Below are 22,891 nucleotides of genomic sequence, written 5' to 3' on the forward strand. Positions count from 1 at the left end.
CGATCCCCTTGTCATGGGCTATGGTTGTTACGACCCTGACGCTAGGCGGCGCCTGATAAGGAGTCAAATTGCTTTTCGCCCCTGACACCGAGGAGGCGCTGGAGTTCGTGGTGGCGCTCGTCAACACCGCGCCCGGCGCCTCCCGCACCGGCGAGGACGAGCTCGCCACCGTCGACCAGCTGCGCGAGATGCTCCGGCACTACGTCTACTCCGGGCGCATCGACCACGATCAGGCCGAGCTGGAGGCGGTCCGGGCCGCGCGGGAGGCGCTGCGTTCGGTGTGGACGCTGGACCGGGACGCCGCGGTCGAGGCGGTGAACCGGATGCTCCGCGAGGCCCGGGCGCTGCCGTACCTGACCCGGCACGACGGCTCGGACTGGCACATCCACGCCACCGAGCCGGACGCCCCGCTGGCCGAGCGGATCCGGGTCGAGGCGGCCCTCGCCCTGATCGACGTGATCCGGATGAACGAGACCGGCCGCCTACGGGTCTGCGAGGCCCCCGACTGCACCGGCCTGTTCCTCGACCTGTCCCGCAACGGCTCCAAGCGGTTCTGCTCGGTGCGCTGCGGCAACCGGGTCAACATGATCGCCTTCCGGGCCCGCAAGGCCGGGAACGGCTAGGCCGTGTATCGAAGTCGGTGGTGGTGGGTGGAGAGGATCACGCGCGTCGTTGATCGATAGACAGTGAGGTCTCCGGTAGACGGTTTAGCGACCAAGCAGAACCGGAGACCACCGGAGACCTCGTGGACACCTTAGCGGTGACGCGGCGGTTCGACCTGACCGAGGCGCAGTGGGCGGCGTTGGAGCCGTTGCTGCCTGCCGGTCGCAGGCCGGGTCGGCCGTCGCAGTGGACGAAACGGCAGCTTATCGATGGGATCCGGTGGCGGATCCGGGTCGGTGCCCCGTGGCGGGACATACCCGGGGTGTATGGGTCCTGGTCGGCGGTGCATGCGCTGTTTCGCCGGTGGCAGCGTGACGGGACCTGGGCGCGGATCCTGACCGCGTTGCAGGCGGTCGCCGATGCTGCTGGCCGGATTGTTTGGGACGTGTCGGTGGACTCGACGGTCGCCCGGGCGCATCAGCACGCTGCTGGTGCGCGTAAAAGGGGGATCTTCAGACCGAGCCGCCCGGTGGTCGCCGGGCCGAGCCGGCCGATCATGCTCTGGGGCGTTCCCGGGGCGGGCTGACCACGAAGGTGCACCTGGGCTGTGAGCAGGGACAGAAGCCGTTGTCTATCGTGCTGACCGCCGGTCAGCGTGGGGACAACCCGCAGTTCATCGCGGTGATCGAGGGGATCCGGGTGCCCCGGCCCGGCGGTGGACGGCCCCGGACCCGCCCGGACCGGGTCCTGGCCGACAAGGCGTACACGAGCAAGGGCACCCGTCGTTACCTGCGCCGGCGCGGGATCAAGGCGACCATCCCGTCCAAGGCCGATCAGGACGCCAACCGGCGCAAGCTCGGGTCGAAGGGCGGCCGGCCACCGGCCTTCGACCCTGAGCGGTACAAGCAGCGGCATGCCGTGGAGATGAGCAAGCCGCGGTGCTGTCAAACCTGCGGCTGGGCATTGTCGTTTCGTCCTTCCTGAACTGGTGGTCGTTGGGTGGGGCCGGTGCGTCGGGGTCGGTGACGCAGGGCTCGGAGGCGGTCGATCTCTGCGGGGTCGGCGTGCACGATCCAGCGGTGGGGTGGGTCGGGGTGTTGGTGGGCGGTGACCCAGCCGCGGGTGATCCAGTTGTAGAGGGTGATGTCGGGCATGCCGAGGTGGCGGGCCAGATCGGCCCGCCACCACTGGTTCGGCGGCAGGTCGGGCTGGATCGCGGGGCGGGGACGCGATGGTCCGGGTGTGGCGATGCCGAGGTCGTGCATGAGGTCACGGACGCCTTGCGGGCCGAATCGGTCACGGCGTTTGGGTGGTCGTAGTCCCTCGGTGTTGAGCTGCTCGGCGATCTGGGCGGGGCTGTTGCCGGCCGCGGCCAGTTGCCTGATCCGGTCGGTCAGCCGCCGGTAGTAACTGAGTTGGGTCAGCCTGGCCACTGGACGGATCAACTCGGTGTCGCTGCGGTGTCCACCGGACCAGGTGACACGGGCATGCACGCGTTCGCTGTCGCCCTGCACGGTCAGCTCGACACGTTCGATCAGGCAGCGGACGAGCTGCTTGCGGTCGATGTCGGTGGTGCTGTCCGCGTGCCAGAGGCCCGGGATGTCCGCGGCGACCGCGCGGATGTGGGCGCGTTCGGCGTCGGTCAGTAGCCGGGGCCGAGTGGCGAGGAACCGGTCGTGTTCCTCGCCGAGGCGTTGCCGTTCGGCCATGGCCTGTTCCCAGTCGCGTTCCAGTTGGCGCACGACCAGACGGTTCTCCGGCTCGGCCAGCTGATACTGGCGCCGGGCCCGGTCGGCCGTGTAGTCGGCACGTTCCAGGCGTTGAATCCAGATGCGCTCAACCTCGGCACGACAAGCGGTGATCTGTTCGGCCGCGGCCAGGGACACCTCCAGCGCAGCCGGAGCGAGCGCGGCCAGCAGAAGATCCCGCACGTGGACATCGACGCACCCACCGGCCAGTTGCTGACATGCAGCACCGCCGTAGTCGGTCTTGTCCCGGGAACAGACGTAGCCCGGGTGCAGCCGGCCACCGGGGCCGCGCTGGTAGCGCACCGTCATCCGGGCGTGGCAGCGTCCGCAGAAGACCAGGCCGGCCAGCATCGCCGGCCCGTCACGAACGGCGCCCATGCTCTCGGCTCGTGCCCGGTTGTTCTCCATACGCTGCAGGTTCTGTTCGTAGCGATCCAAGCTCACATAGGCCGGTAGCCGGTCCGGGAGCCAGACCTGCCAGTCGGCGCGGCCCTGCCGAACCCGCCCGGTGTGTGGCCGGCCGGGCTGGCGACGGCGGGGGTCGAACCGGCTGCGGCCGTAGACGTAGACCCCAGCGTAGGCCGGATTCCGCAGCATGTTCTGCACGCACACAGGGCTGGGTCGCCGCCACGACAGCTCACCGCGGTCAGGTCCCTCTCGGAGCCGCACGCCGATCTGGATGCCGTTGTCCGCCAGATATCGCAGCACACCGTTGACCGTGCCCATGCGGTCGAACAGGTCGAACACCAGTCGCACCACGGCTCGGACCTGCTCATCGGGGTCGAACACCACCTCACCGCCCGGACGGCGCACATAGCCAACTGGCAGCGGAACCGCCAGCTCACCGCGCTGCGCCTTGGCGATCCGCCCAGACCACATCCGCTGCTTGATCAGCCACAACTCGGCTTCGCTGATCGTGCCTTTCAACCCCAGCAGCAGCCGGTCGTTGTGGTCCGTCGGGTCGTAAACCCCCTGTGGATCAGCCAGCAACGTCGAAGACAAAGCACACAGCTCCAGCAGCTGATGCCACTCCCGGCCGCTGCGCGCCAGCCGGGACATCTCGACCCCGAGGACCAAGCCCACATGGTCCAGCCCGACCTCGGAGACCAGCCGGGCGAACCCCGGCCGCGCGTCCAACCCAGACGCCGAATGCCCCAGATCCTCGTCGATGACCAGCACCCGCGACGGCGTCCACCCCAGCTCCACCGCCCGCGCAGTCAACCCGTATTGCAACCGCGTCGACTCGCCATGATCGATCACCTGCTGCGGCGTGGACTGGCGCACATACACCACCGCCAACCGATCACGATGCCGCGACGTCACCTTTCCCAACGGCCACGACGCCCCGATCGCCGTCGTCACCGGACACGCTCCCGGCCATCATTGCCGTCCGTTCCACCATCACGCACAGCGCCCGCACCACCGCCGACCGGCTGCCCACCGGAAACATCTCCCAGCCCGGAACCGGTGTTTCCGTCATCAGACCGGATTGGGGGGCACGACTGCTTCAAAACGTTCCACTGCGGCCCACCTCCCTGACCAGCGCATTCACCAGCATCACCCGCCCGTAGACGCCGCGCCGCCTCAACCAAAGCGAGCAGGCCATCGATGCCCAGTATCGGAGTCGCTGGAGAAGTTTGTACATGTACATCAGTCTTGCGGCTTACTCCTTGAATGCGGCATCAACAGGCTCAAACGCAACCGCGCCGTCGCTACTCGGTACGACAAACTCGCCGTCCGCTACGAAGCCACCGTGACCATCGCCGCGATCAACGAATGGCTGTAACCGACTTTGATACAGGTCCTAGGGGCTCAGGAAGGAGGCGAGCGCGTCGGCGGTGAAGGCGGCGCCCTTGTCGGTCATGTGCACCAGATCCTCGCAGTAGAGGCCGAGGCCGTTGTCGGCCGACGGCGCCGGCTGCCGGGCCGCCAGGTCGAAGTAGGCGACCGCGCTGCCCCCGCCCGGCCCGCCGTCGTCGTCGGCCGCGACGTCCTGCCAGGCCCGGCTCACCCTGGCGAAGTCCTGCACGGACCGGCCGGCGGAGACCCGCGGCGAGCCGTAGACCACGAACGACGGAGAGGTGTCGGTGTGCGACCGGACCGTCGCGATGATCGCCTTCAGATGCCGTCCGATGGTGGCGGCCGGCACCCGGGTCCGCCAGTCGTTGACCCCCAACTGGAGGATCACCAGGTGCGGCCGGATGGTTCGCAGCCGCGGCGCCCACCCGGCGGCACTCTCGGCGAAGTCGCCGCTGGTCAGCCCACCGTGGCCGCCGTTGTAGACGTGGACGCCCCGGTCCTCGTCGCCGTGGAAGACGGCGAAGCCGTGCACGTACACGTCCGGCGTGACGCACGTCACCACGATCGTGTGCCGGCCGGGTTCGAGGCGGGGTGAGCTCCAGGTGGCGTCGCGGTCCGTCGCCGGGCCGTGGGCGCCGACCGTCGCCAGGGTGACACCGTCGATCGCCACGGTGAACGTGCCGCCACCGGGGAAAACGGAGTGCCACACCCGGACACTCGTTCCGGTGAACGGGTACGTCACGGTCTGCCCCGCGGCTTTCAGGCCGGCGGACTTGAGTCCCCAGCCGGTGGTCGACGTGCTGGCGCCACCGGAAAGGGCCACCGGCCACTGCCCGGACGGCCGGCCCCACGCGGCCGTGTAGACGTCCCCACCGGCCGCGCCGGTGACCGGGAACCGGGTACGCAGATTGTCGGCGAGCATCGGCACGTAGCCCCGCCCGTACCTCGATGAACCGACGCCCTCCGAGCTGGACGATCCGATCACCGCGACCACCGCGGGTTCGTAGTGCCGGTTCGCCAGGGCGGCATGCCAGCCGAGCAGCGGAAGACCCGGATCGGGTGTGGAGGCCAGCACCGGTTCGGCCGCGACGCCCGCGACCGCGACACCGGTGGCGAAGAGCCCACCGGCCCGGATGAACCCACGACGATCCGCCATCGATTCCCCCCGCCGGAATCCCGGTCTCACTGACCGGAGTCGCACGCTAACACGGGATGCAAAATCGTCACTTCCTCCTGGAGGATTATGAATTCTGACGGTTGACCACCACCGGGGGTGATACCCCCGACACGCACCCGGAAGATCATTAATATGATCCGCGCATGGGATCACGGGCGAACGTGGCGATCCGCATGGACGGCGCGTGGACGCATTGCGGCAGCGACAGCATCGGCTACAGCCTCGACGCGTACCTTGCGCTGGGCCCGGAACCGGCGCTGGCCGTCTTCGGCGCCATGCCCGCATGGGACGACCCGGCGCAATGGCAGACCGAGAGCGTCTGCGAGGCCGGCGCCCTGATCGACCTGGACGCCCAGGAACTGCTGTTCTTCCTGGACGTCGACTACCACCAGCGGCTCGCGCTGCTGGACGGGTGCCGGCGGACGTGGCCGGGCTGGACGATCCGGTGGGCGTACAACGGGATCGCCGACGTGACCGACGCGCTCGGGCTGGACCGGGCGGTGCTCGGACGGCAGCCGTGGGACAACACGGCGCTGTTCAAGTGGCACAAGCCCGGTCCCGAGGAGGAACTGGTCCTGCACCACGTGATCACGGTCGGCACCACGGCGTACGGCCTGGACTACAACGCCGAGGCCCCGTGGTCGATCGGCCCGGCCCTGCTCGACCAGCTCTTCGAACTGCCCCGGGTGACCACCCTGCCCCGGGTGCCGCGCAGCGGTCTGCACCTCGACCCGGCGGCCCGGACGGCCGGGGTGTGGTCGACCGAACCGGTGTACGGGCTGACCGAACGGTTCGCCGACCGCTGGCCCGGCTGGACCCTGCGTTTCTGGGAGGACCGCTACCTGGAGCAGCAGCGCCGCTGCGGCAACGGGTTCACCTTCGCCGACCCGGCGGATCTCGCGGGCGCCTCGGCGCAGGCGCTGGTCGACCGGGTGCTGCGGCACTGGGTCCCGGCGACGACCGTGCCCGGCGGCGGCCCCCAGGACCCGTACCGGGGCCAGCGGGACGCCGGCCTCACGGTCGACGACCTGCAACCGCTCACCGACGCCCTGCTCGGCCCGTCCCGCGCCCCGGTCGACGTGGCCGCCTACGCGAAGGCCATGCTCGACTAGCGGGCGTAGCGGGGCACGTAGTCCTGACCGGACAGTTCCGCGATCGCCGCCATGACCATGTCGGTGGCGGCCCGCCGCTCCTGGGCGCTCTCCGGGTCGGAGGCGATCGCGGACAACTGGACCGGTTTGCCGAAGACCACCGACACCCGGGCCGGCCGCGGGACGACCCGGCCCGGCGGCAGCACCCGGTCGGTGCCGGACATCGCCACCGGCACCACCGGCGCACCCGACTTGAGTGCCAGCCACGCCACCCCGGTACGGCCGCGGTAGAGCCGCCCGTCCGGCGAACGCGTCCCCTCCGGGTAGATCCCGAACGCCTCACCGCGCAGCAGCACGCCGAGGCACGCGTCGAGCGACCGTACCGCCGCCCGGGTGTCGTCGCGGTCCACCGCGACCTGCCCGTCCCGGGACATGAACCAGGAGACCAGCCGCCCGCCCGGCCCCTGCCCGCTGAAGTACTCCGCCTTCGCCATGAAGATCACCTTGCGGGCCAGCGCCATCGGCAGGAACGTCGAGTCGGTGACCGACAGGTGATTCGACGCCAGCAGCAGCGGACCGCTCGGCGGCACGTGCTCGGCGCCCTCCACACGCAGACGGACGATCTTCGTGAGCAGCTCGTACACGGACAGCACGCCTCTCGATGAACCTGGTTCAGGATGGAGTCACGAACTCCCCGCACCACCGCTACCACCTCCGGCGGGGCCGTGCGCGGCGAACCGGCCCGGTAGGGCGGATGCGGGTCGTACTCGATGCCCAACTGCACCGCCTGGGCCACGGTTGCGCCCGCTACCCTCGCGGTCGCGCCTCATGGCCGCAACGACGCGGATCCCACCTTTCCTGCCATCGGCTAGACCCCGCCGATGGCCTCGCTGATCGCCTGGATCAGCCGGGTGGCGATCACCGGGCGGTCGGTCTCGACGGTGACGACCGGGCCGACGGCGAGCGGCGACGCCTCCACGGCCCACCGCGGCCAGTCGTCACGCAGCCGCTCGTCGTCCTCGTACAGGGCGTCGCGCCGCCGGCCGCGGTAGCGCTCCAGGGCCACCTCGGCGGGCACGTCGCACCAGACCTCCACGGTCGCACGAGCACCCGAACGGGCGATGCCCTCGGTGACGAAACCGATGTCGCGCGGGCGGAACCACCAGCTCTCCAGGATCACCACACCCGGCGTGGCGGCCGCCAGCTCCCACATCACCTGCGCGGCGACCCGGCCCACCGCCTTCGGCGGAACACCCGGCGCGGCTGCGGCCAGAGCCTCTTTCACCAGGTCTTTTCCGATCAGGGGTACGCGCAGCGCGGGCGCCAGGCGCCCGGCCAGGGTGCTCTTGCCCGAGCCGGGAAGCCCGTTGATCAGAATCAGCCGGTGCGCCACATCACAAAGCTTGTCATCCGTGCGCTCGCCACTTCTCAGACAGTCAGCGCTCCCGGGGTGCTGCCGTGGGCGGTCAGTGCGATGACGGCACGGCCCTCGACCCGGGTGTGCGGGGCCTTTCCGATCGGTCGCGGATCGTCCAGCGCGAAACTATCCCGGGCTACGCTTGTCGCATGACCGCGATGGCGCCCACCCGCACCGAGTCCGACCTGTCCTTCCTGCTCGACCACACCAGCCACGTGCTGCGTACCCGGATGGCGGCGGGGCTCGGCGAGATCGGTCTGACCGCGCGGATGCATTGTGTGCTGGTCCACGCGCTGGAGCAGGAGCGCACCCAGATCCAGTTGGCCGAGCTGGGTGACATGGACAAGACCACGATGGTGGCCACGGTCGACGCGCTGGAGAAGGCGGGGTACGCGGAACGGCGCCCGTCCAGCACCGACCGCCGGGCCCGGATCATCGCGGTCACCGCCGCCGGCGCGGAGATCGCCGAGCGCAGCCAGAGGATCGTCGACGGCGTGCACCGCGACGCGCTGGGTTCGCTGCCCGACGACGAGCGCGCGGTGCTGGTCCGCGCCCTGAACCGGCTGGCCACCGAGCATCTGGCCGCCCCCGCCGAGGGCGCCCAGTCGGCCCGCCGCCCGCGGGAGCGCGCAAATTAGAGCCGAAAGAGATAGTCCGTAACGGAACTATCTGCTAGCGTTCCTTCCGTCGACCTCGACGGGAGGAACCCCCCATGTCGTACCCGAAACGCTGGACCGCGCTCGCCGTTCTCTCCGCCACCGGCCTGATGACCGTCCTCGACGGCAGCATCGTCACCGTGGCGATGCCCGCGATCCAGGCGGACGTCGGCTTCACCGCCGCCGGGCTCAGCTGGATGGTCAACGCCTACCTGATCCCGTTCGGCGGGCTGCTGCTGCTCGCCGGCCGGCTCGGCGACCTGCTCGGCCGCCGCCGGATGTTCCTCGCCGGGAACGCCGTCTTCACCGGAGCGTCCCTCCTCGCCGGCCTCGCCACCGGGCCCGGCCTGCTGATCGCCGCCCGGTTCCTGCAGGGCGTCGGCAGCGCGCTGGCCTCGGCGGTGGTGCTCGGCATCCTGGTCACGCTCTTCACCGACCCGGCCGAACGCGGGAAGGCGATCGCGGTCTTCAGCTTCACCGGGGCGGCCGGCGCGTCCATCGGGCAGGTGCTCGGCGGGGTGCTCACCGACGCGCTGAGCTGGCCGTGGATCTTCTTCATCAACGTGCCGATCGGGGTCGCCGCCATCGCGCTGGCGCTGGTCGCCCTACCCGCCGACCGGGGTACGGGATGGTCGCCGAACACCGACGTCCTCGGCGCAGTGCTGGTCACCTCCGGGCTGATGCTGGGCATCTACACGATCGTCACGACCGGCCCGTACGCCTGGCTCACCGGAACCGTCGCGGTCGCCCTGCTCGCCGGGTTCGTCGGGCGGCAGGTCACCGCCCGCGAGCCGCTCATGCCACTGCGGATCTTCCGGTCCCGCGACGTCACCGGCGCCAACCTGGCCCAGATGCTGTCGCTGTCCGCGATGTTCGCCTTCCAGGTGCTGGTCGCGCTCCACATGCAGAAGGTGCTCGGGTACGGCGCCCTGGAAACCGGCCTCGCCATGCTCCCCGCCGCCGTCGGCATCGGGGTGGTCTCGCTGTTCGTCTCCGCCCCGCTCAGTGCCCGGTTCGGCGCCCGCACCGTGCTGCGCGCCGGGCTCCTGCTGCTGATCGCGGCCATGGCGCTGCTCACCCGCATCCCGGTCCAGGCGTCGTACGTCACCGACCTGCTGCCGGTGATGCTCCTGATCTCCGGTGGCGGCCTGGTCCTGCCGGCGCTGGCCACCCTGGGCATGTCCGGCGCCGAGGACGGCGACGCGGGCCTCGCCTCCGGCCTGTTCAACACCACCCAGCAGGTCGGCATGGCCCTCGGCGTGGCGGTGCTCTCCACACTGGCCGCCACCCGCACCGACCGCCTGCTGACCGCCGGCGCCGACCAGGCGGCCGCACTGACCGGCGGCTACCGGCTCGCCTTCGCCACCTCGGCGGGCCTACTGATCACGGCCTTCCTGGTTGCCCTGCTCGTCCTGCGCCGTCCCGCCGGCACCCCCGCACCCGACCGGGTGCCCGCCGCCTGACCATTCCCGTGGCGCCACCTCGGTGGCGACCCGGTCGATACTTCCGGCAGAGCCAGGGGTGCGTGCGGCAGAACCGCCCCTGGCTCAGACCACGTTGCGGCGGGCGGCCTCGCGGGCGCGGGTCACCGCCGACATCTGTGAGCGCAACAGCCAGGAGTCGGGGTCGCACGTCCGGCAGGCGCGGACCGAACCGGTTCGCAGGCGCACCGCCGAGCCATCGCGCTGCTGGATCTCGTGGTTCTCGGCCATCGGGGAGCCGCAGCGAGGGCACACGTCCTCGCTGACAGAGGTGGCGATGTGCGCGATGCGGCCGGTCGTGTACCGCACCGTCGAATAGCCCTGCTCGTCGCCGATACGCAGGTCGGGATCGCGGGGTGCCCCCGCGTACGGCCCGGTGTCGGCGTGCGAGACGGCGTCGGCGACGCCGCGGAGGATCGGCAGGCGGCGCAGCCGGCTCAGAAAGGTCATGGGTCCCTCCTCGGGAACAGTGCGTCGAGCACGCTCGCGGTGACGGCCGCCGCGTCGGTGCCGGGGTGGATCGCCTGCCGCAAGGCCAGCCCGGCACCCATGGCGCCCCACGCGACGACCAGGTGCGGCAGCGGCATCGCCGGGGTGAGGCCGAGGCGGGCGCAGTGCCGCTCCAGCAGCGCCGTGATCTCGGTGTCGAAGCGGTCCTGGAGCGCCGCCATGGTGGCCGCGTGCCGCGGGTTGCCGGACATCGCCGCCACCGCCTCGGCGGACACCAGCGCCCAGCGGGCCTGGTCACCGCCGCCCGGAGTGAGGACGGCGAGCAGGCCTTCCCGGCTGCCGGCCTGGTCGAGCGCCATGGCGAGCCCTCGCATCAACTCCTCGGCCCGCGTGTCGACGATGGCCTGCCAGAGCCCTTCCTTGCCGCCGAACTGCTTGTAGACGGCCCCGCGGGTGTATCCGCCCGCGGCGGCGATCTCCTCGACGGTCGCGGCGAGATAGCCCCGTTCCAGAAAGGCGGCGCCGGCCGCCTCCAGCAACCGCTGCCTGGTTACCCGCTGCTGTTCGGCGCGTGTCAGCCGCATGCCGCCCCTTCGGTAACACCGCGTTTCTGGATACACGACGTTACCACCGGATAGATGGCGCCGTAAATGGCGGCTAGGCTCGGCGGTGATGCGGAAGGTGTTCCTCGGGGTCTCGACCGTCCTGCTCAGTGACGGGCGGACGACCCTGCTCACCGACGGGTTCTTCTCGCGGCCGGGGCTGCTTCGGGTGCTGGCCGGGCGGGTGCGGCCGGATCGGGAGCGGATCGGGGCGGCGCTGCGGCGGTTCGGGATCGAGCGGGTGGACGGGCTGTTCGTGGTGCACTCGCACTACGATCACGCGCTGGACGCGCCCACGGTCGCGATGATGACCGGGGCCCGATTGTTCGGCTCGGCGTCGACCCGGAACATCGCCCTGGGGCACGGCTTCCCTTTAGACCGTTTTGCCCCGATAAGCCATCTTGAAATAGGGAATTTCCGGATCAGGGCAATGCTGGGGCGGCACAGTCCGGGTGACCTCGCCCCCGGCACCATCGACCGGCCGATCGGGCTCGACTCGCGGGCCCGCGACTACCGGACCGGCGACTGCTACACGCTGCACATCGAGCACGGCAGCGAGAAGCTGCTCATCCACGCCAGCGCCAACCACGCCGACCTCGACGCGCACCCCGCCGGCACCGTCTTCCTCGGTGTCGGCGGGCTCGGGAAGCAGTCCGCCGAGTTCCGGGCGGCCTACTGGGACCGGCTCGTCCGGCGTACCGGCGCCCGCCGCGTCATCCCGATCCACTGGGACGATTTCACCCGCCCTCTCGACCGGCCGCTGCGTCCTATGCCACGCTTCGCCGACGACTTCCGGACCACGATGCGGTTCCTCGGCGAGCAGGCCGCCATCGACGACGTGGAGTTGACGCTGCCGACCCTGGGAGAGCCGCTGTGAAGGTCCACCATCTCAACTGCGGGACCATGCGCCCGGCCCTCACCCCGAGCCTGGTCTGCCACGTGCTCGTGGTCGAGACCGCCGAGGGGCTGCTGCTGGTCGACTCGGGTTTCGGTCTGCGCGACGCCGCCGCGCCGGCGCACCGCATCGGCACCGCGCGCCATCTGATCAAACCGGTGCTCGATCCGGAGGAGTCCGCCTTCCGGCAGCTGCAACGCCTTGATCTGAACCCCGATGACGTACGGGACATCGTGCTCACCCACTACGACGCCGACCACTCCGGTGGCACCGCCGACTTCCCGCGGGCCCGGGTGCACCTGACCGCCGCCGAGTCGGGCGCCGCACAGCACCCGCGGACGTGGAACGAACGCTCCCGCTATCTGCCGGCCCAGCGTGAGCACGGCCCGCAGCTGGTGGAACACGATCCGGCGAAGGGTGACGGCTGGCGTGGTTTCGCCGCCGCCACCGAGATCGTCCCGGGTGTGGTCCTGATCGCGATGCCGGGCCACACCCGCGGCCACGCCGCCGTGGCGGTCGACACCGGCGACGGCTGGATCCTGCACGCCGGCGACGCCTTCTACCACCGCGCGCAGATCGACGGCGTGACCCGCGGCAATCGTGTGCTGGCCACCATGGAGGCGGCCATCGCTCACGATCGCCGCCTGGTCCGCGCCAACCATGCCCGTCTCACCGAGCTGTGGGCCGCCGCCGACCCGGCCCTGACGATCGTCAACGCGCACGACCCGGAGCTGCTGCGGGCGGCCGCCGCTCATCCGAGGCGCTTGGGCCCGAGGTAGCTGCCGCCGGTGGCGTCGATGACGTTGGCGGTGATCCAGCGGCCGGCGTCGCCCGCCAGGAAGTGGACGACGTCGGCGATGTCCTGCGGGGTGCCGAGCCGTTCGATCGCCTGACCGGCCGCGACCATCGCACCGACCTCGGGCAGGTCCATGAAGTGGGCGGTCCGGTCGGTACGGGTCGGGCCGGGCGCGACCGTGTTGATCGTGATGCCGCGTGACCCGACCTCGTTGGCCAGGTTGCGGGTGAGGATCTCCATCGCGCCCTTGGTCATGGCGTAGGCCAGCTCACCGGGCAGGGCGATGCGGGTGACTCCGGAGCCGATGTTGATGATCCGCCCGCCGTCGCCCATCAGCGGCAGCGCCTTCTGAATCAGGAAGTACGGCGCGCGGACGTTGACCGCGAAGATCCGGTCGAAGCCTTCCGGGGTCTCGTTGCCGATGCCGCCGCCGGAGTCGGCGAGGGCCGCGTTGTTGACCAGGATGTCCAGGCGGCCGGTTCCGCCGTAGGCCCGCAGGCCCTCCTCCAGCCGCCGGATCACCGTGTCGGCGTCGCCGTCGACGCCCAGCTCGGCCCTGATCGCGAAGGCCTGCCCGCCGGCCGCCTCGATGGCGGCCACCACCTGCCCGGCGGCCACGTCGTCGCTGCCGTAGTGCACCGCGACCAGGGCCCCGTCGGCGGCGAGCCGCTCGCAGACGCCCCGCCCGATGCCTCGGGAACCGCCGGTGACCAGTGCTGTCCTACCCGCCAGTGCGGTCATCCCGTCCTCCAACTGTTTATGCCGTAAGCGATTACGTTTATGTTATACACAGTTAGCGAGCGCACCGTCAACACCATGAGGAGAGTCGATGAAGGCGATGGACCTGCTGTGGGGGCGGAGCACCAAGCGCAGCCGCGGGCCCCGTCCGGTTCTCACCGTCGCCCAGATCGCCGAGGCGGGCGTCGAGATCGCCGACGCCGAGGGCCTGACCGCGGTGACGATGCAGCGCGTGGCCGACCGGTTCGGCTTCACCGCGATGTCGCTGTACCGGTACGTGCCCGGCCGCGCCGAACTGATCTGTCTCATGATCGACACCGCGATGGGGGCGGCCCCGGTTCTGAACCCCACGGCGGGCTGGCGGGCGGCGTTGCGTGAGTGGACGTACCGGCTGGCCGAGGTGTCCCGGCAGCACCCGTGGCTGGGACAGGCCACGTTGCAGGCCCGTCCGGTCGGGCCGCGCGAGCTCGGCTGGATGGAGCAGGCGGTCACGGCCCTGACCGGCGCCGGCCTGAGCGGCGCGCGGTGTGTGGACGCGGTGCTGCTGCTGAGCGGCCACGTCCGCAACCAGATCCAGGCCGAATCCGGCATCGCCGCCGACGGTGGGGGCGAGCTGGCCGCCGCCCTGGCCGAGACGCTACGCGAGCACGCCGCCGACTACCCGGCCCTGATCGGGGCGGCCGCCGACGGCGCCTTCGGCCCCGACGGGACCGGCTTCGACTTCGGCCTGACCTGCATCCTCAACGGCATCGCCGCCGCCATGCCCGGCGAGTGACACCGCCCGCCGGCCGTCGTCGATCCGGGTGGGCCGCGAAAGCGGCCGTCAACCCGCGCGGATGTCCGCGCGGGTTGACGGCCGGGTCAGGTCTAGCAGGCGCCGGCCTTCACCTTGGGCTCGCCGCGGGTGGTGGCCGGAACGGTCACGCAGGCGACGCTGGTGCCCGAGGTCACCTGGGCCACGCCCTTGCGGACGATCTGCACCTTGACGCCGGGGATGGCCATGTCCTTCGCGGCCTTCTTCAGGTAGTCGGCCGGCTTGCCCTGCTCGGTGAGAGCGAACAGGACGGCCCGCTGGCCGACCAGCTCGGCCCAGCTCTCCGCGGCACCGGCACCGGACGTGCCGCCACCGGACGCCGCGCCGGCGAGCGCCTCGAACAGCGGGGCCACGTCGAGCTTCTGGGCGCCGGACGGCGCGGTGATGTCGACGCTGTCGGCGACCTCGATGCGGACCGTGCCGCGGCCGGTGGCACCGTCGAAGAACTGGAGGTAGTTGATCTCGAAAGCGGTGAACTTGCCGTTGTCGACCCAGATGTCCAGGACGATCGGCTTGTCCGCCGGGGCCTTCTCGTCGATCTCCTTCTTGAAAGAGTCGGCCGCATCGGCGGGCCCATCCGGAGCAAGGATCTTGAAGGCGGCCTCGGCGATCCGCTTCGCCTCGGCGATGGCCTTGCCGGTGGAGGTGGTGACGATCAGGTGCTTCTTGTCCTGCTCGTCGCGCACCACGTCGGCGCTCTCCAGCAGGTTCTCCGCGCTGGTCCTGAACTCGGCGGCCAGCTTCTCGCTCTGCTCCTGCTGGTTCGCGGCGGCCGCGGTGGCCCCGCCGAGCTGCTCGCCCAGCTTCTTCAGGTCGGCGGCCGCGACCGAGACCCACTCACCGTCGAACAGCGGCGCCAGGGTGGGCACCTCGGTGGACAGCCCGGAGCGCATCTCGGCGATGTCGGTGCTGCTCGCGCCGGCCCGCTGGGCCAGTTCGGTGACCGGCACCCTGACATAGAGCACCTCGTCGACGGTCCGTACGTCGAGGCCGGTGATGCCGTCGAGGTTCGCCGTCATCTGGACGCGGTCGTCGGCGACGCTCTCGCCGGCCTTGTCCCAGGCCAGCGAGACGGACGAGTTGTAGATCTTGCGGACGATCTCGGCGTCCTCGTCGGTGAAGTCGGTCGACTCCTTCTTGGCGAGCGCGATCACATCGTCGACGTTGCCACCCGCCTTGATCGTGAAGCCGGCCTTGCCCTCCGCACCCAGGTTCTCCGCGGCCTTCTTCAGCTCCAGTTTCGGTTCGAGCTGCTGGAACTGGTTCGCGCACCCGACCGTGAGGGTCAGGGCCGTGACACCGGCGACAGCGCCGGCCAGGAAGCGCTTCATGCGCGTAAATCTCCATTCGAGGGGCAGCGGCACTCCCCCGTGCCGCGAACTGGCAGTGTAGGGGGACCCTTCAATCCCCTGCGTGCCAATTAACCCGATCGATATCAGGAGACGTACTCCGCGAGATGCTGCCCGGTCAGCGTCGAACCGTCCTTGACCAGCGCCTCCGGGGTGCCCTCGAAGACGACCCGGCCACCGTCGTGACCGGCGCCCGGGCCGAGGTCGATGATCCAGTCGGCGTGCGCCATGACGGCCTGGTGGTGCTCGATGACGATCACCGACTTACCCGCGTCGACCAGCCGGTCCAGCAGGCCCAGCAGCTGCTCGACGTCGGCCAGGTGCAGGCCGGTGGTCGGCTCGTCGAGGATGTAGACGCCGCCCTTGTCGCCCATCCGGGTGGCCAGTTTGATCCGCTGCCGCTCGCCGCCGGACAGCGTGGTCAGCGGCTGGCCGAGAGTGAGGTAGCCGAGCCCGACGTCGGCGAGCCGCTGCAGGATCGCGTGCGCGGCCGGAATCCTCCCGTCACCCGCGGCGAAGAACGCCTCCGCCTCGGTCACCGGCATCGCCAGGACCTCGGAGATGTCCTTGCCGCCCAGCTTGTACTCCAGCACCGAGGCCTCGAACCGCTTGCCCTCGCACTCCTCGCACGGCGTCGACACCCCGGCCATGATGCCCAGGTCCATGTAGATGACCCCGGCGCCCTTGCAGGTCGGGCAGGCGCCCTCGGAGTTGGCGCTGAACAGGGCCGGCTTCACTCCGTTGACCTTGGCGAACGCCTTGCGGATCGGGTCGAGCAGGCCGGTGTACGTGGCCGGATTCGATCGGCGGGACCCGCGGATCGCCGTCTGGTCGATCGCCACCACCCCGTCCCGCTTGGCCACCGAGCCGTGGATCAGCGAGCTCTTGCCGGACCCGGCCACCCCGGTCACCACGACCAGCACACCGAGCGGGATGTCGACGTCCACGTCCTGGAGGTTGTGGGTGGCCGCGCCACGGATCTCCAGGTTGCCCTTGCCCGGCCGCACCGACGGTTTGAAAGAGGAGCGGTCGTCCAGGTGACGGCCGGTGATGGTGCCGCTGGCGCGCAGGCCCTCGACCGTACCCTCGAAGCAGATCTCGCCGCCCGCGGTGCCGGCGCCCGGCCCGAGATCGACGACCCGGTCGGCGATCGCGATGGCCTCCGGCTTGTGCTCGACGACGAGGACCGTGTTGCCCTTGTCGCGCAGGCGCAGCAGCAGCTCGTTCATCCGCTGGATGTCGTGCGGGTGCAGGCCGATGGTGGGCTCGTCGAAGACGTAGGTGACGTCGGTGAGCGCCGAGCCGAGGTGCCGGATCATCTTGGTGCGCTGGGCCTCACCGCCGGACAGGGTGCCGGCCGGCCGGTCCAGCGACAGGTAGCCCAGGCCGATCTCGACGAACGATTCCAGCGTGTGCCGCAGCTTCTCCAGCAGCGGGGCGACCGACGGCTCGTCCAGACCGCGGATCCACTCGGCCAGGTCGCTGATCTGCATGGCGCACGCGTCGGCGATGCTGACACCCTTGATCTTGGACGACCGGGTCAGCTCGCTGAGCCGGGTGCCGTCGCACTCGGGGCAGACCGTGAAGGTGATCACCCGTTCCACGAAGGCGCGGATGTGCGGCTGCATCGCGTCGACGTCCTTGGTCAGGAACGACTTCTGGATCGCGGGGATGAGACCGGTATAGGTCAGGTTGATGCCATCCACCTTGATCTTGGTGGGTTCCTTGTGGAGCAGGTCGTTCAGCTCACGCTTGTTGTACTTGCCGATCGGCTTGTCCGGGTCGAAGAAGCCGCAGCCCCGGAAGATCCGCCCGTACCAGCCGTCCATGCTGTAGCCGGGGATCGAGATCGCGCCCTCGTTGATCGACTTCGTCGCGTCGTACAGCTCGGTGAGGTCGAAGTCGTTGACGTTGCCACGGCCCTCGCAGCGCGGGCACATGCCGCCGGTGATGCTGAAGCTGCGCCGCTCCTTGATCGTGGTGCCGGCCTTCTCGACGGTCACCGCGCCGGCGCCGGAGATCGAGGCGACGTTGAAGGAGTAGGCCTGCGGCGACCCGATGTGCGGATCCCCCAGCCTGCTGAACAGGATCCGCAACATCGCGTTGGCGTCGGTCGCGGTGCCCACCGTCGAGCGCGGGTCGGAGCCCATCCGCTCCTGGTCCACGATGATCGCCGTGGTCAGGCCCTCCAGCACGTCCACGTCCGGGCGGGCCAGCGTCGGCATGAACCCCTGCACGAAGGCGCTGTACGTCTCGTTGATCAGACGCTGCGACTCGGCGGCGATGGTGCCGAACACCAGCGAGCTCTTACCCGACCCGGAGACCCCGGTGAACACCGTGAGCTGGTGTTTCGGGATCTCGACACGGACGTCCTTCAGGTTGTTGACCCGGGCGCCGTGCACGCGGATCGAGCGGTGGACGCTCATTCTCTCCCCCTGTGAGTCTCAGCTGTCCTGCAGGATTCCGAGAACGTTACCGTCGGAATCGGTCACGCTGGCGACCCGGCGGCCCGGTCCGACCTCGTGCGCGGGCTCGGTCACCGTCGCGCCGGCCGCGCTCAGCTCGGCCAGCTTCGCATCGATGTCGGCCACGTGCCAGTAGGCCAGCGGCGCCTTCAGCCCCTGCGGTCCGCCGCCCGGGACCAGGCCGATGTGCTGGCCGGCCACGTCGTAGCCGACGTAGTAGGGACTGTCGGCCGTCGGCTCGGCGCCGAGCAGGGCGGTGTAGACGGGCTTGGCCTTCTCCAGGTCGGTGACGGGGTGCAGCACGGTCTTGATGCCTGTTGTGGTCATGCCAGTCACGCTAGGTCGTCCCCGGTCGGCGTGCTTCTCGATTCCTGATCAGGTGAGCTGGTTGATCCTGATCAGGTTGCCGGCCGGGTCCCGGAAGGCGCAGTCGCGCACCCCGAACGGCTGGTCGAACGGCTCCTGCACCACCTCGGCGCCGCTGGCCGCCAGCTTCTCGTACGTCTCCTGGAGGTCGGTGGCGCCCAGGATGATGCCGGCGTAGCAGCCCTTCGCCATCATCTCGGCGATGGTCTGCCGTTCCTGGTCGTTCAGGCCCGGGTCGACGCCGGGCGGGTGCAGGACGATCGAGGTCTGCGGCTGGCCGGGCGGGCCGACGGTGATCCAGCGCATGTCGCCGTACCCCACGTCGAGACGCACCTCGAAGCCGAGGCCGTCGCGGTAGAAGGCGAGTGATCGCTCCGGATCGTCCGCCGGCAGGAAGGCCGACTGAATGACGAGGCTCATGCTCCGATGATGCTATGAAACAGCCCGGATCGGCCGGGTCACCTGTCGGGTGACACACCCCGGCAATCCGGCGAGCTGATCGGCCGCCTGCTTGCGGTAGACGCTCGGCGACACCCCGACCAGCTCGGAGAACCGGGTGCTGAACGTGCCGAGCGACGAGCAGCCGACCGCGAAGCACACCTCGGTGACGCTCAGGTCGCCGCGCCGCAGCAGGGTCATCGCCCGCTCGATGCGCCGGGTCATCAGGTAGCTGTAGGGCGACTCGCCGAACGCCGACCGGAACCGCCGGCTCATGTGCCCGGCCGACATGTGCACGGACCGGGCCAGTTGCTCGACGTCGAGCGGCTCCGCGTAGTAGCGGTCGATCCGGTCCCGGACACGGCGCATCGACGCGAGTTCACGCAGCCGTTGATCCGTCACCATCCAAGCCTAACCCTGGGCCTTATATTGATGATCACCGATATAAGGAGAACTCGTGAGACGACTCGTCCCCGTCGTGACCGGCGCGCTGATCGCGGCCGGTCTCGCCACCCCGGCCCACGCCGCCCCGAGCCAGGCGGAGATCGCCCTGCGCTGGGCGCCCATCCATTACCAGGACGTCGACGCCACCGGCAGCCACGCGGTCAGCGGCAAGAGCGATTACATCACCCGATACGACTTCGACGGAAACCTTAACGGCCGGGACAACTGGGACAACACCGGGACGAACACTGACGCCGCGGTCTACTACTCGGTCCTGGAGACCAGCACCCACTACTACCTCACGTACCTCTTCTTCCACCCGCGCGACTGGATCGACCACCCGTTCTTCGAAACCGAACACGAGAACGACGGCGAAGGCGTGCTGGAGATCGTCGCCAAGGACGACTCCGACTACGGCAGCCTCAAAGCCGCCGTGACGGTCGCGCACACCGATTTCTACTCCTACAAGCCGACCGGCAGCGACTGGGCCAACGGCTCCGAGACGATCGACGGGACACTCCAGCTGCAGTCCTCACCGCACGACTCGTTCCAGCATCCGGTCACCGCCCAGGAACGCGGTGGGCACGGCCTCAAGGCCTACCCGCAGTACAACATCAACGGCGACGGCATCGTCTACTACCCGTCACTGTCCGTATCCGAGTCGCCGAGCAGCACCAACGACCGGGACGTCCGCTACCGGCTGATCGACATCTTCGCCGACGGCGGACTGTGGGCCCAGCGCAACACCACCAGCCTGTTCGCCTCCCTCGGCACCTTCGCCGGTGACACCTCCGGCGGCTGCGGCACCGGCACCTACGCCTGCGGCACCAACTCCGCCAACGCACCCTGGGGCTGGGACGACGGCAACGACGCGGTCGCCCGGGGCGAGATCGCCACCGACCCGGCCAAGCTCGCCGCCTCCTACTTCAGCGCGACCGGCACGCTTTCGCGCACCTACACCCACAACCCCTACTCGGTCGCCGCCGCCGCCCTCCGCGCCGCTCAAAATCAACCCCCGACGATCGACTGATTCGTACGGCCTACGCCGCCCCCGCCGAACCCACCCCGTCCCGCCGAGCCGCGCGGCCACCTGCCACTCCAGGCCGCCGCGCGGCCGCCGGGCCGACGCCCGTGCCCGGCCTGCTAGCCGGCGGTCACGCTCCCCGATCAGAGGTCGGGGAGCACCGCCAGGCCGGCACGGGCGACGATGTCCTGGAGGGCCGCGACGTGCCCGGCGAACGCGCCGTGCCCCTGCGGGGTGAGCCGCGCCGACGTCCGCGGCCGCTTGCCCACGAACGCCTTGCGGATCTCCACGTAGCCCGCCTCCTCGAGGGTGGTGAGCTGCTTGGACAGGGCCGAGTCGGACAGCCCCAGACTGTCACGGAGGAACCTGAACTCGGCCCACTCGGTCGCGGCGAGCAGGCTGACCAGCGACAGCCGGGTCGGCGCGTGGATCAGCTCGTCGAACCGCGGCTCGATGCTCACCGGGCGCCCGCCAGCGGCCGGGACATCATCAACTTCCGCAGGTGACCCATCAGCTTCGGCCCACCGAAGGCGAACCCGACGGCCACCGGCAGGATCGCGAGCGTCGCCGGGAACGGCACACCGAGCGCCTCCAGCGCGAACCCGAGGCCGATCCCGGCCGCGACCAGGACGATCGTGAAGGCGGCGATGGCCAGCCCACCGCGTACGCCGATCAGGTCCGGCCGCACCTGAACGCGGGCCTTGCGCACGACGGCGACGATCACAGCGCCCAATCCTAGGCCGTAGGCGACCGCACCGACCGCGATCACCCAGGTGATCCCGGTTTCCACGGCCGCCACGAACAGCACCATCAGCATCGCGACGGCCCGCCAGAACCAGCCCGGCACGAGATTGGTGTCGATGACCTGCTCCCGGCGGGCCCGCACCTCAGCCAGGGCGAGCTCGGCGTCGATCGGTGGAATATCCATGACTTCCTCCTCCGGCACATACTTGCCTACTAGGAAAGAAGCGCTTCACTTTCCTAGTAGGCAAGTACTTTCCGTGCCGGGTTCGTAAGCGATCTCCCGGCAGAAGATCGCGGCGGAACATCCGGCACATCCCGTCGGCCGGGTCCCGCGTCCGGGCGAACGTCTCCGCGACGGCACCGTGAGAACATGGCGGAGTGAGGACTGTGGACAGTTGATCGAGGTCGGCCTGCGGACGGTCGAGGTGGAGGACATCGAGGTCCTCTACCGGCAGGAGAGTGACCCCGAAGCGCTGCGGCGGGCCAACTTCCCCCGGCGGTCGCACGCCGCCTTCGTCGAGCACTGGAACCGGCGCGTCCTCGGCGACCCGTCCGTGCGGGCCCGCGCCATCACCGCCGACGGCGGGCTCGCCGGCAGCATCGTGGCCTGGTGGCAGGACGGCCGGCGGATGGTCGGGTTCTGGCTGGATCGCGAACTGTGGGGGCGCGGCATCGGCACGCGGGCGCTCACCCTCTTCCTCGAACAGGAGACGACCCGCCCGCTCTACGGGGAGGCCGACGTCCGCAACGCGGCCTCCATCCGCCTCCTCAAGCGGTGCGGTTTCGAAGAGCTCGAGGTGATCCGCGAAGGCGCGGACGAGTTCCTGGTCCTGGCCCTCGGCTGACCCTCGAGCCGGTCTAGCTAGCCGACCAGCAGCATTTCGGTCACACATGACGATCCCACCCGCGGTGTACGGTCTCCCCATGCGCGTCCCCACCGCGGCGGTCACCGCCGGTTCCCTGATCGCCGGCTGGCAGGTCGCCCGCCGGACCGGTGTCCGCCCGCTCGGCGGTGCGATCCTGGCGGCCGGTGGCCTGGTCGCCGGCCGCGAGTGGTCCCGCCGGACCGGCCCGGTCACCACGGGCGCCCTGGTCGCCACCTATCTGGGGGCCTTCGTCGTCTCACATCCGCTGGCCAGGCGAATCGGACCGTGGCCGTCAGTGCTGGCGGTCGCGGCCGTGACCGCCGCCGTGTCGTACGCGGCCGCGGACCGCCGCCCGTAGCCGCTATTTGATCTTGGAACGCTATGTGACCGAGCCATCGCGTGGCCTGAACCCCGAGACCCGGGAGGCACTGACCGGCGCGGGATGGTTCCCGGGCCGCGCGGTGGACACCACCGCCTGGGAGGCCGGGCTCACCGCCGACGGCTTCCCACCCCTGCACGCCGTGGCCCGCCGTTTCCTCACCGAATTCGGCGGCCTGCGCTTCCTTGACGGTGGCCCAGGGGTGACGCGTGCCCGGGAACATTTCACGCTCTTGCCGACCGATTGCCTGGGCGAGGCCGACACGTTCATCGAGTGGAGCGCCGACCTCGGCCGCGACATCGCCCCGCTCGGCGAACTCGCCGGCGGCACCTGCGCCTGGACGAGCCTCGGCATCGACGAGACGGGCGAGGTCTACGCGTTCTCCGGCCCGTCGACCTTCGGCCGCCTGCCCCTGGCCCTCGACCATCTCATCCTCGGCCACATGCCTCACGGCGTCGATTGACCCTTTCGGTACGCGAGCGCGCACCGCCCCGGACAGCCGGCGACCCCGCACCGGAGAATGACCGAGGCGGACCGCGGGCCGGACC

At 70.2% G+C, this 22,891-nt stretch carries 25 protein-coding genes and 2 pseudogenes; 13 read left to right on the forward strand and 14 right to left on the reverse strand.

The annotated features are described in order from the left end of the window. The first annotated feature begins 68 nt into the window (after positions 1-68). Positions 69-623, forward strand: a complete 555-nt coding sequence (locus BJ964_RS39785; protein WP_188125490.1) for a CGNR zinc finger domain-containing protein — start codon at positions 69-71, stop codon at positions 621-623. A gap of 122 nt (positions 624-745) precedes the next feature. Then, positions 746-1,527: pseudogene (locus BJ964_RS39790) on the forward strand (IS5 family transposase); the annotation flags it as partial. 20 nt (positions 1,528-1,547) lie between these two features. Here BJ964_RS39790 and BJ964_RS39795 read toward each other — a convergent pair. Next, positions 1,548-3,644, reverse strand: coding sequence for a recombinase family protein (locus BJ964_RS39795; protein ID WP_229806959.1), 2,097 nt, complete (start codon positions 3,642-3,644; stop codon positions 1,548-1,550). Positions 3,645-4,020: 376 nt separating this feature from the next. Here BJ964_RS39795 and BJ964_RS48720 point away from each other — a divergent pair. Then, positions 4,021-4,137, forward strand: a pseudogene (locus BJ964_RS48720) (IS5 family transposase); the annotation flags it as partial. Between the two features lie 18 nt (positions 4,138-4,155). Here the strand turns inward: BJ964_RS48720 and BJ964_RS39800 are convergent. Next, a complete protein-coding gene (locus BJ964_RS39800) occupies positions 4,156-5,307 on the reverse strand; it encodes a GDSL-type esterase/lipase family protein (RefSeq protein ID WP_188125492.1) in 1,152 nt (383 codons plus the stop codon). 164 nt (positions 5,308-5,471) lie between these two features. On the opposite strand from BJ964_RS39800, the gene BJ964_RS39805 reads away from it, so the two are divergent. Next, positions 5,472-6,440, forward strand: coding sequence for a hypothetical protein (locus BJ964_RS39805; RefSeq protein ID WP_188125493.1), 969 nt, complete (start codon positions 5,472-5,474; stop codon positions 6,438-6,440). Here the strand turns inward: BJ964_RS39805 and BJ964_RS39810 are convergent. Both BJ964_RS39810 and BJ964_RS39815 read right to left on the reverse strand, forming a co-directional pair. Further along, a complete protein-coding gene (locus BJ964_RS39810; RefSeq protein ID WP_188125494.1) occupies positions 6,437-7,072 on the reverse strand; it encodes a lysophospholipid acyltransferase family protein in 636 nt (211 codons plus the stop codon). The two genes, BJ964_RS39805 and BJ964_RS39810, sit on opposite strands and share 4 nt — an antisense overlap. A 215-nt stretch (positions 7,073-7,287) precedes the next feature. Then, a complete protein-coding gene (locus BJ964_RS39815; RefSeq protein ID WP_188125495.1) occupies positions 7,288-7,812 on the reverse strand; it encodes an AAA family ATPase in 525 nt (174 codons plus the stop codon). A gap of 173 nt (positions 7,813-7,985) precedes the next feature. Here BJ964_RS39815 and BJ964_RS39820 point away from each other — a divergent pair, with 173 nt between their 5' ends. After that, positions 7,986-8,474, forward strand: a complete 489-nt coding sequence (locus BJ964_RS39820) for a MarR family winged helix-turn-helix transcriptional regulator (protein WP_188125496.1) — start codon at positions 7,986-7,988, stop codon at positions 8,472-8,474. Between the two features lie 74 nt (positions 8,475-8,548). Further along, complete coding sequence (locus tag BJ964_RS39825; RefSeq protein WP_188125497.1) at positions 8,549-9,955, forward strand: MFS transporter; 1,407 nt, start codon at positions 8,549-8,551, stop codon at positions 9,953-9,955. Positions 9,956-10,039: 84 nt separating this feature from the next. Here BJ964_RS39825 and BJ964_RS39830 read toward each other — a convergent pair whose 3' ends face one another. Continuing rightward, positions 10,040-10,423, reverse strand: coding sequence for a hypothetical protein (locus tag BJ964_RS39830; protein WP_188125498.1), 384 nt, complete (start codon positions 10,421-10,423; stop codon positions 10,040-10,042). Continuing rightward, positions 10,420-11,007, reverse strand: a complete 588-nt coding sequence (locus BJ964_RS39835; RefSeq protein ID WP_188125499.1) for a TetR/AcrR family transcriptional regulator — start codon at positions 11,005-11,007, stop codon at positions 10,420-10,422. Before BJ964_RS39835 ends, BJ964_RS39830 begins: the two co-directional genes overlap by 4 nt. 88 nt (positions 11,008-11,095) lie before the next feature. On the opposite strand from BJ964_RS39835, the gene BJ964_RS39840 reads away from it, so the two are divergent. After that, entirely contained in the window at positions 11,096-11,902 is an 807-nt protein-coding gene (locus BJ964_RS39840; protein WP_188125500.1) for an MBL fold metallo-hydrolase, read from the forward strand. Beyond that, positions 11,899-12,699 carry an MBL fold metallo-hydrolase gene (locus BJ964_RS39845; protein ID WP_188125501.1) on the forward strand — a complete coding sequence of 267 codons (801 nt, stop codon included), beginning with the start codon at positions 11,899-11,901 and terminating at the stop codon, positions 12,697-12,699. Before BJ964_RS39840 ends, BJ964_RS39845 begins: the two co-directional genes overlap by 4 nt. Here the strand turns inward: BJ964_RS39845 and BJ964_RS39850 are convergent. Further along, positions 12,672-13,457: an SDR family NAD(P)-dependent oxidoreductase gene (locus BJ964_RS39850; protein ID WP_188125502.1), complete on the reverse strand. Its 786-nt coding sequence runs from the start codon at positions 13,455-13,457 to the stop codon at positions 12,672-12,674. The two genes, BJ964_RS39845 and BJ964_RS39850, sit on opposite strands and share 28 nt — an antisense overlap. A gap of 88 nt (positions 13,458-13,545) precedes the next feature. On the opposite strand from BJ964_RS39850, the gene BJ964_RS39855 reads away from it, so the two are divergent. Further along, on the forward strand, positions 13,546-14,229 hold the full coding sequence (locus BJ964_RS39855; protein ID WP_188125503.1) for a TetR/AcrR family transcriptional regulator: 684 nt from the start codon (positions 13,546-13,548) through the stop codon (positions 14,227-14,229). 92 nt (positions 14,230-14,321) lie between these two features. On the opposite strand, the gene BJ964_RS39860 is transcribed toward BJ964_RS39855, so the two are convergent. The 5 genes from BJ964_RS39860 to BJ964_RS39880 all read right to left on the reverse strand — a co-directional run bounded on the left by BJ964_RS39860 (position 14,322) and on the right by BJ964_RS39880 (position 19,255). Continuing rightward, the gene (locus tag BJ964_RS39860) at positions 14,322-15,599 is read right to left on the reverse strand and encodes a hypothetical protein (RefSeq protein WP_188125504.1); all 1,278 of its coding nucleotides are present in this window, start codon (positions 15,597-15,599) and stop codon (positions 14,322-14,324) included. Positions 15,600-15,703: 104 nt separating this feature from the next. Further along, complete coding sequence (locus BJ964_RS39865; protein WP_188125505.1) at positions 15,704-18,043, reverse strand: ATP-binding cassette domain-containing protein; 2,340 nt, start codon at positions 18,041-18,043, stop codon at positions 15,704-15,706. Between the two features lie 18 nt (positions 18,044-18,061). After that, positions 18,062-18,409 carry a VOC family protein gene (locus BJ964_RS39870; RefSeq protein ID WP_188125506.1) on the reverse strand — a complete coding sequence of 116 codons (348 nt, stop codon included), beginning with the start codon at positions 18,407-18,409 and terminating at the stop codon, positions 18,062-18,064. Between the two features lie 48 nt (positions 18,410-18,457). After that, complete coding sequence (locus BJ964_RS39875) at positions 18,458-18,868, reverse strand: VOC family protein (protein WP_188125507.1); 411 nt, start codon at positions 18,866-18,868, stop codon at positions 18,458-18,460. A gap of 12 nt (positions 18,869-18,880) precedes the next feature. Then, positions 18,881-19,255, reverse strand: coding sequence for a helix-turn-helix transcriptional regulator (locus BJ964_RS39880; protein ID WP_229806958.1), 375 nt, complete (start codon positions 19,253-19,255; stop codon positions 18,881-18,883). A gap of 88 nt (positions 19,256-19,343) precedes the next feature. Here BJ964_RS39880 and BJ964_RS39885 point away from each other — a divergent pair, with 88 nt between their 5' ends. Further along, positions 19,344-20,360: a hypothetical protein gene (locus BJ964_RS39885; protein WP_203832642.1), complete on the forward strand. Its 1,017-nt coding sequence runs from the start codon at positions 19,344-19,346 to the stop codon at positions 20,358-20,360. 137 nt (positions 20,361-20,497) lie between these two features. Here the strand turns inward: BJ964_RS39885 and BJ964_RS39890 are convergent, their stop codons facing one another. After that, positions 20,498-20,815 carry a winged helix-turn-helix domain-containing protein gene (locus BJ964_RS39890; RefSeq protein ID WP_229806948.1) on the reverse strand — a complete coding sequence of 106 codons (318 nt, stop codon included), beginning with the start codon at positions 20,813-20,815 and terminating at the stop codon, positions 20,498-20,500. Beyond that, the gene (locus BJ964_RS39895; protein WP_223149692.1) at positions 20,812-21,282 is read right to left on the reverse strand and encodes a hypothetical protein; all 471 of its coding nucleotides are present in this window, start codon (positions 21,280-21,282) and stop codon (positions 20,812-20,814) included. Before BJ964_RS39895 ends, BJ964_RS39890 begins: the two co-directional genes overlap by 4 nt. Before the next feature lie 211 nt (positions 21,283-21,493). On the opposite strand from BJ964_RS39895, the gene BJ964_RS39900 reads away from it, so the two are divergent. From BJ964_RS39900 to BJ964_RS39910, 3 genes are all read left to right on the forward strand, one after another. Beyond that, positions 21,494-21,943, forward strand: a complete 450-nt coding sequence (locus tag BJ964_RS39900; protein ID WP_188125510.1) for a GNAT family N-acetyltransferase — start codon at positions 21,494-21,496, stop codon at positions 21,941-21,943. 79 nt (positions 21,944-22,022) lie between these two features. After that, a complete protein-coding gene (locus BJ964_RS39905) occupies positions 22,023-22,322 on the forward strand; it encodes a hypothetical protein (RefSeq protein WP_188125511.1) in 300 nt (99 codons plus the stop codon). A 25-nt stretch (positions 22,323-22,347) separates the two neighbouring features. Beyond that, positions 22,348-22,806 (forward strand): SUKH-3 domain-containing protein, encoded by a 459-nt coding sequence (locus tag BJ964_RS39910; RefSeq protein ID WP_229806947.1) that lies wholly within the window; start codon positions 22,348-22,350, stop codon positions 22,804-22,806. The last annotated feature ends 85 nt before the right edge of the window (positions 22,807-22,891 follow it).

Origin of the sequence: Actinoplanes lobatus, from assembly GCF_014205215.1 — a bacterium.
GTDB lineage: Bacteria > Actinomycetota > Actinomycetes > Mycobacteriales > Micromonosporaceae > Actinoplanes > Actinoplanes lobatus.

Coding starts and splice junctions, on each gene's coding strand:
- BJ964_RS39800 (WP_188125492.1), bottom strand. CDS start 5,307: ATGGCGGATCGTCGTGGGTTCATCCGGGCCGGTGGGCTCTTCGCCACC.
- BJ964_RS39805 (WP_188125493.1), top strand. CDS start 5,472: ATGGGATCACGGGCGAACGTGGCGATCCGCATGGACGGCGCGTGGACG.
- BJ964_RS39820 (WP_188125496.1), top strand. CDS start 7,986: ATGACCGCGATGGCGCCCACCCGCACCGAGTCCGACCTGTCCTTCCTG.
- BJ964_RS39825 (WP_188125497.1), top strand. CDS start 8,549: ATGTCGTACCCGAAACGCTGGACCGCGCTCGCCGTTCTCTCCGCCACC.
- BJ964_RS39830 (WP_188125498.1), bottom strand. CDS start 10,423: ATGACCTTTCTGAGCCGGCTGCGCCGCCTGCCGATCCTCCGCGGCGTC.
- BJ964_RS39835 (WP_188125499.1), bottom strand. CDS start 11,007: ATGCGGCTGACACGCGCCGAACAGCAGCGGGTAACCAGGCAGCGGTTG.
- BJ964_RS39840 (WP_188125500.1), top strand. CDS start 11,096: ATGCGGAAGGTGTTCCTCGGGGTCTCGACCGTCCTGCTCAGTGACGGG.
- BJ964_RS39850 (WP_188125502.1), bottom strand. CDS start 13,457: ATGACCGCACTGGCGGGTAGGACAGCACTGGTCACCGGCGGTTCCCGA.
- BJ964_RS39855 (WP_188125503.1), top strand. CDS start 13,546: ATGAAGGCGATGGACCTGCTGTGGGGGCGGAGCACCAAGCGCAGCCGC.
- BJ964_RS39860 (WP_188125504.1), bottom strand. CDS start 15,599: ATGAAGCGCTTCCTGGCCGGCGCTGTCGCCGGTGTCACGGCCCTGACC.
- BJ964_RS39865 (WP_188125505.1), bottom strand. CDS start 18,043: ATGAGCGTCCACCGCTCGATCCGCGTGCACGGCGCCCGGGTCAACAAC.
- BJ964_RS39870 (WP_188125506.1), bottom strand. CDS start 18,409: ATGACCACAACAGGCATCAAGACCGTGCTGCACCCCGTCACCGACCTG.
- BJ964_RS39875 (WP_188125507.1), bottom strand. CDS start 18,868: ATGAGCCTCGTCATTCAGTCGGCCTTCCTGCCGGCGGACGATCCGGAG.
- BJ964_RS39880 (WP_229806958.1), bottom strand. CDS start 19,255: ATGCGCCGTGTCCGGGACCGGATCGACCGCTACTACGCGGAGCCGCTC.
- BJ964_RS39895 (WP_223149692.1), bottom strand. CDS start 21,282: ATGGATATTCCACCGATCGACGCCGAGCTCGCCCTGGCTGAGGTGCGG.
- BJ964_RS39905 (WP_188125511.1), top strand. CDS start 22,023: ATGCGCGTCCCCACCGCGGCGGTCACCGCCGGTTCCCTGATCGCCGGC.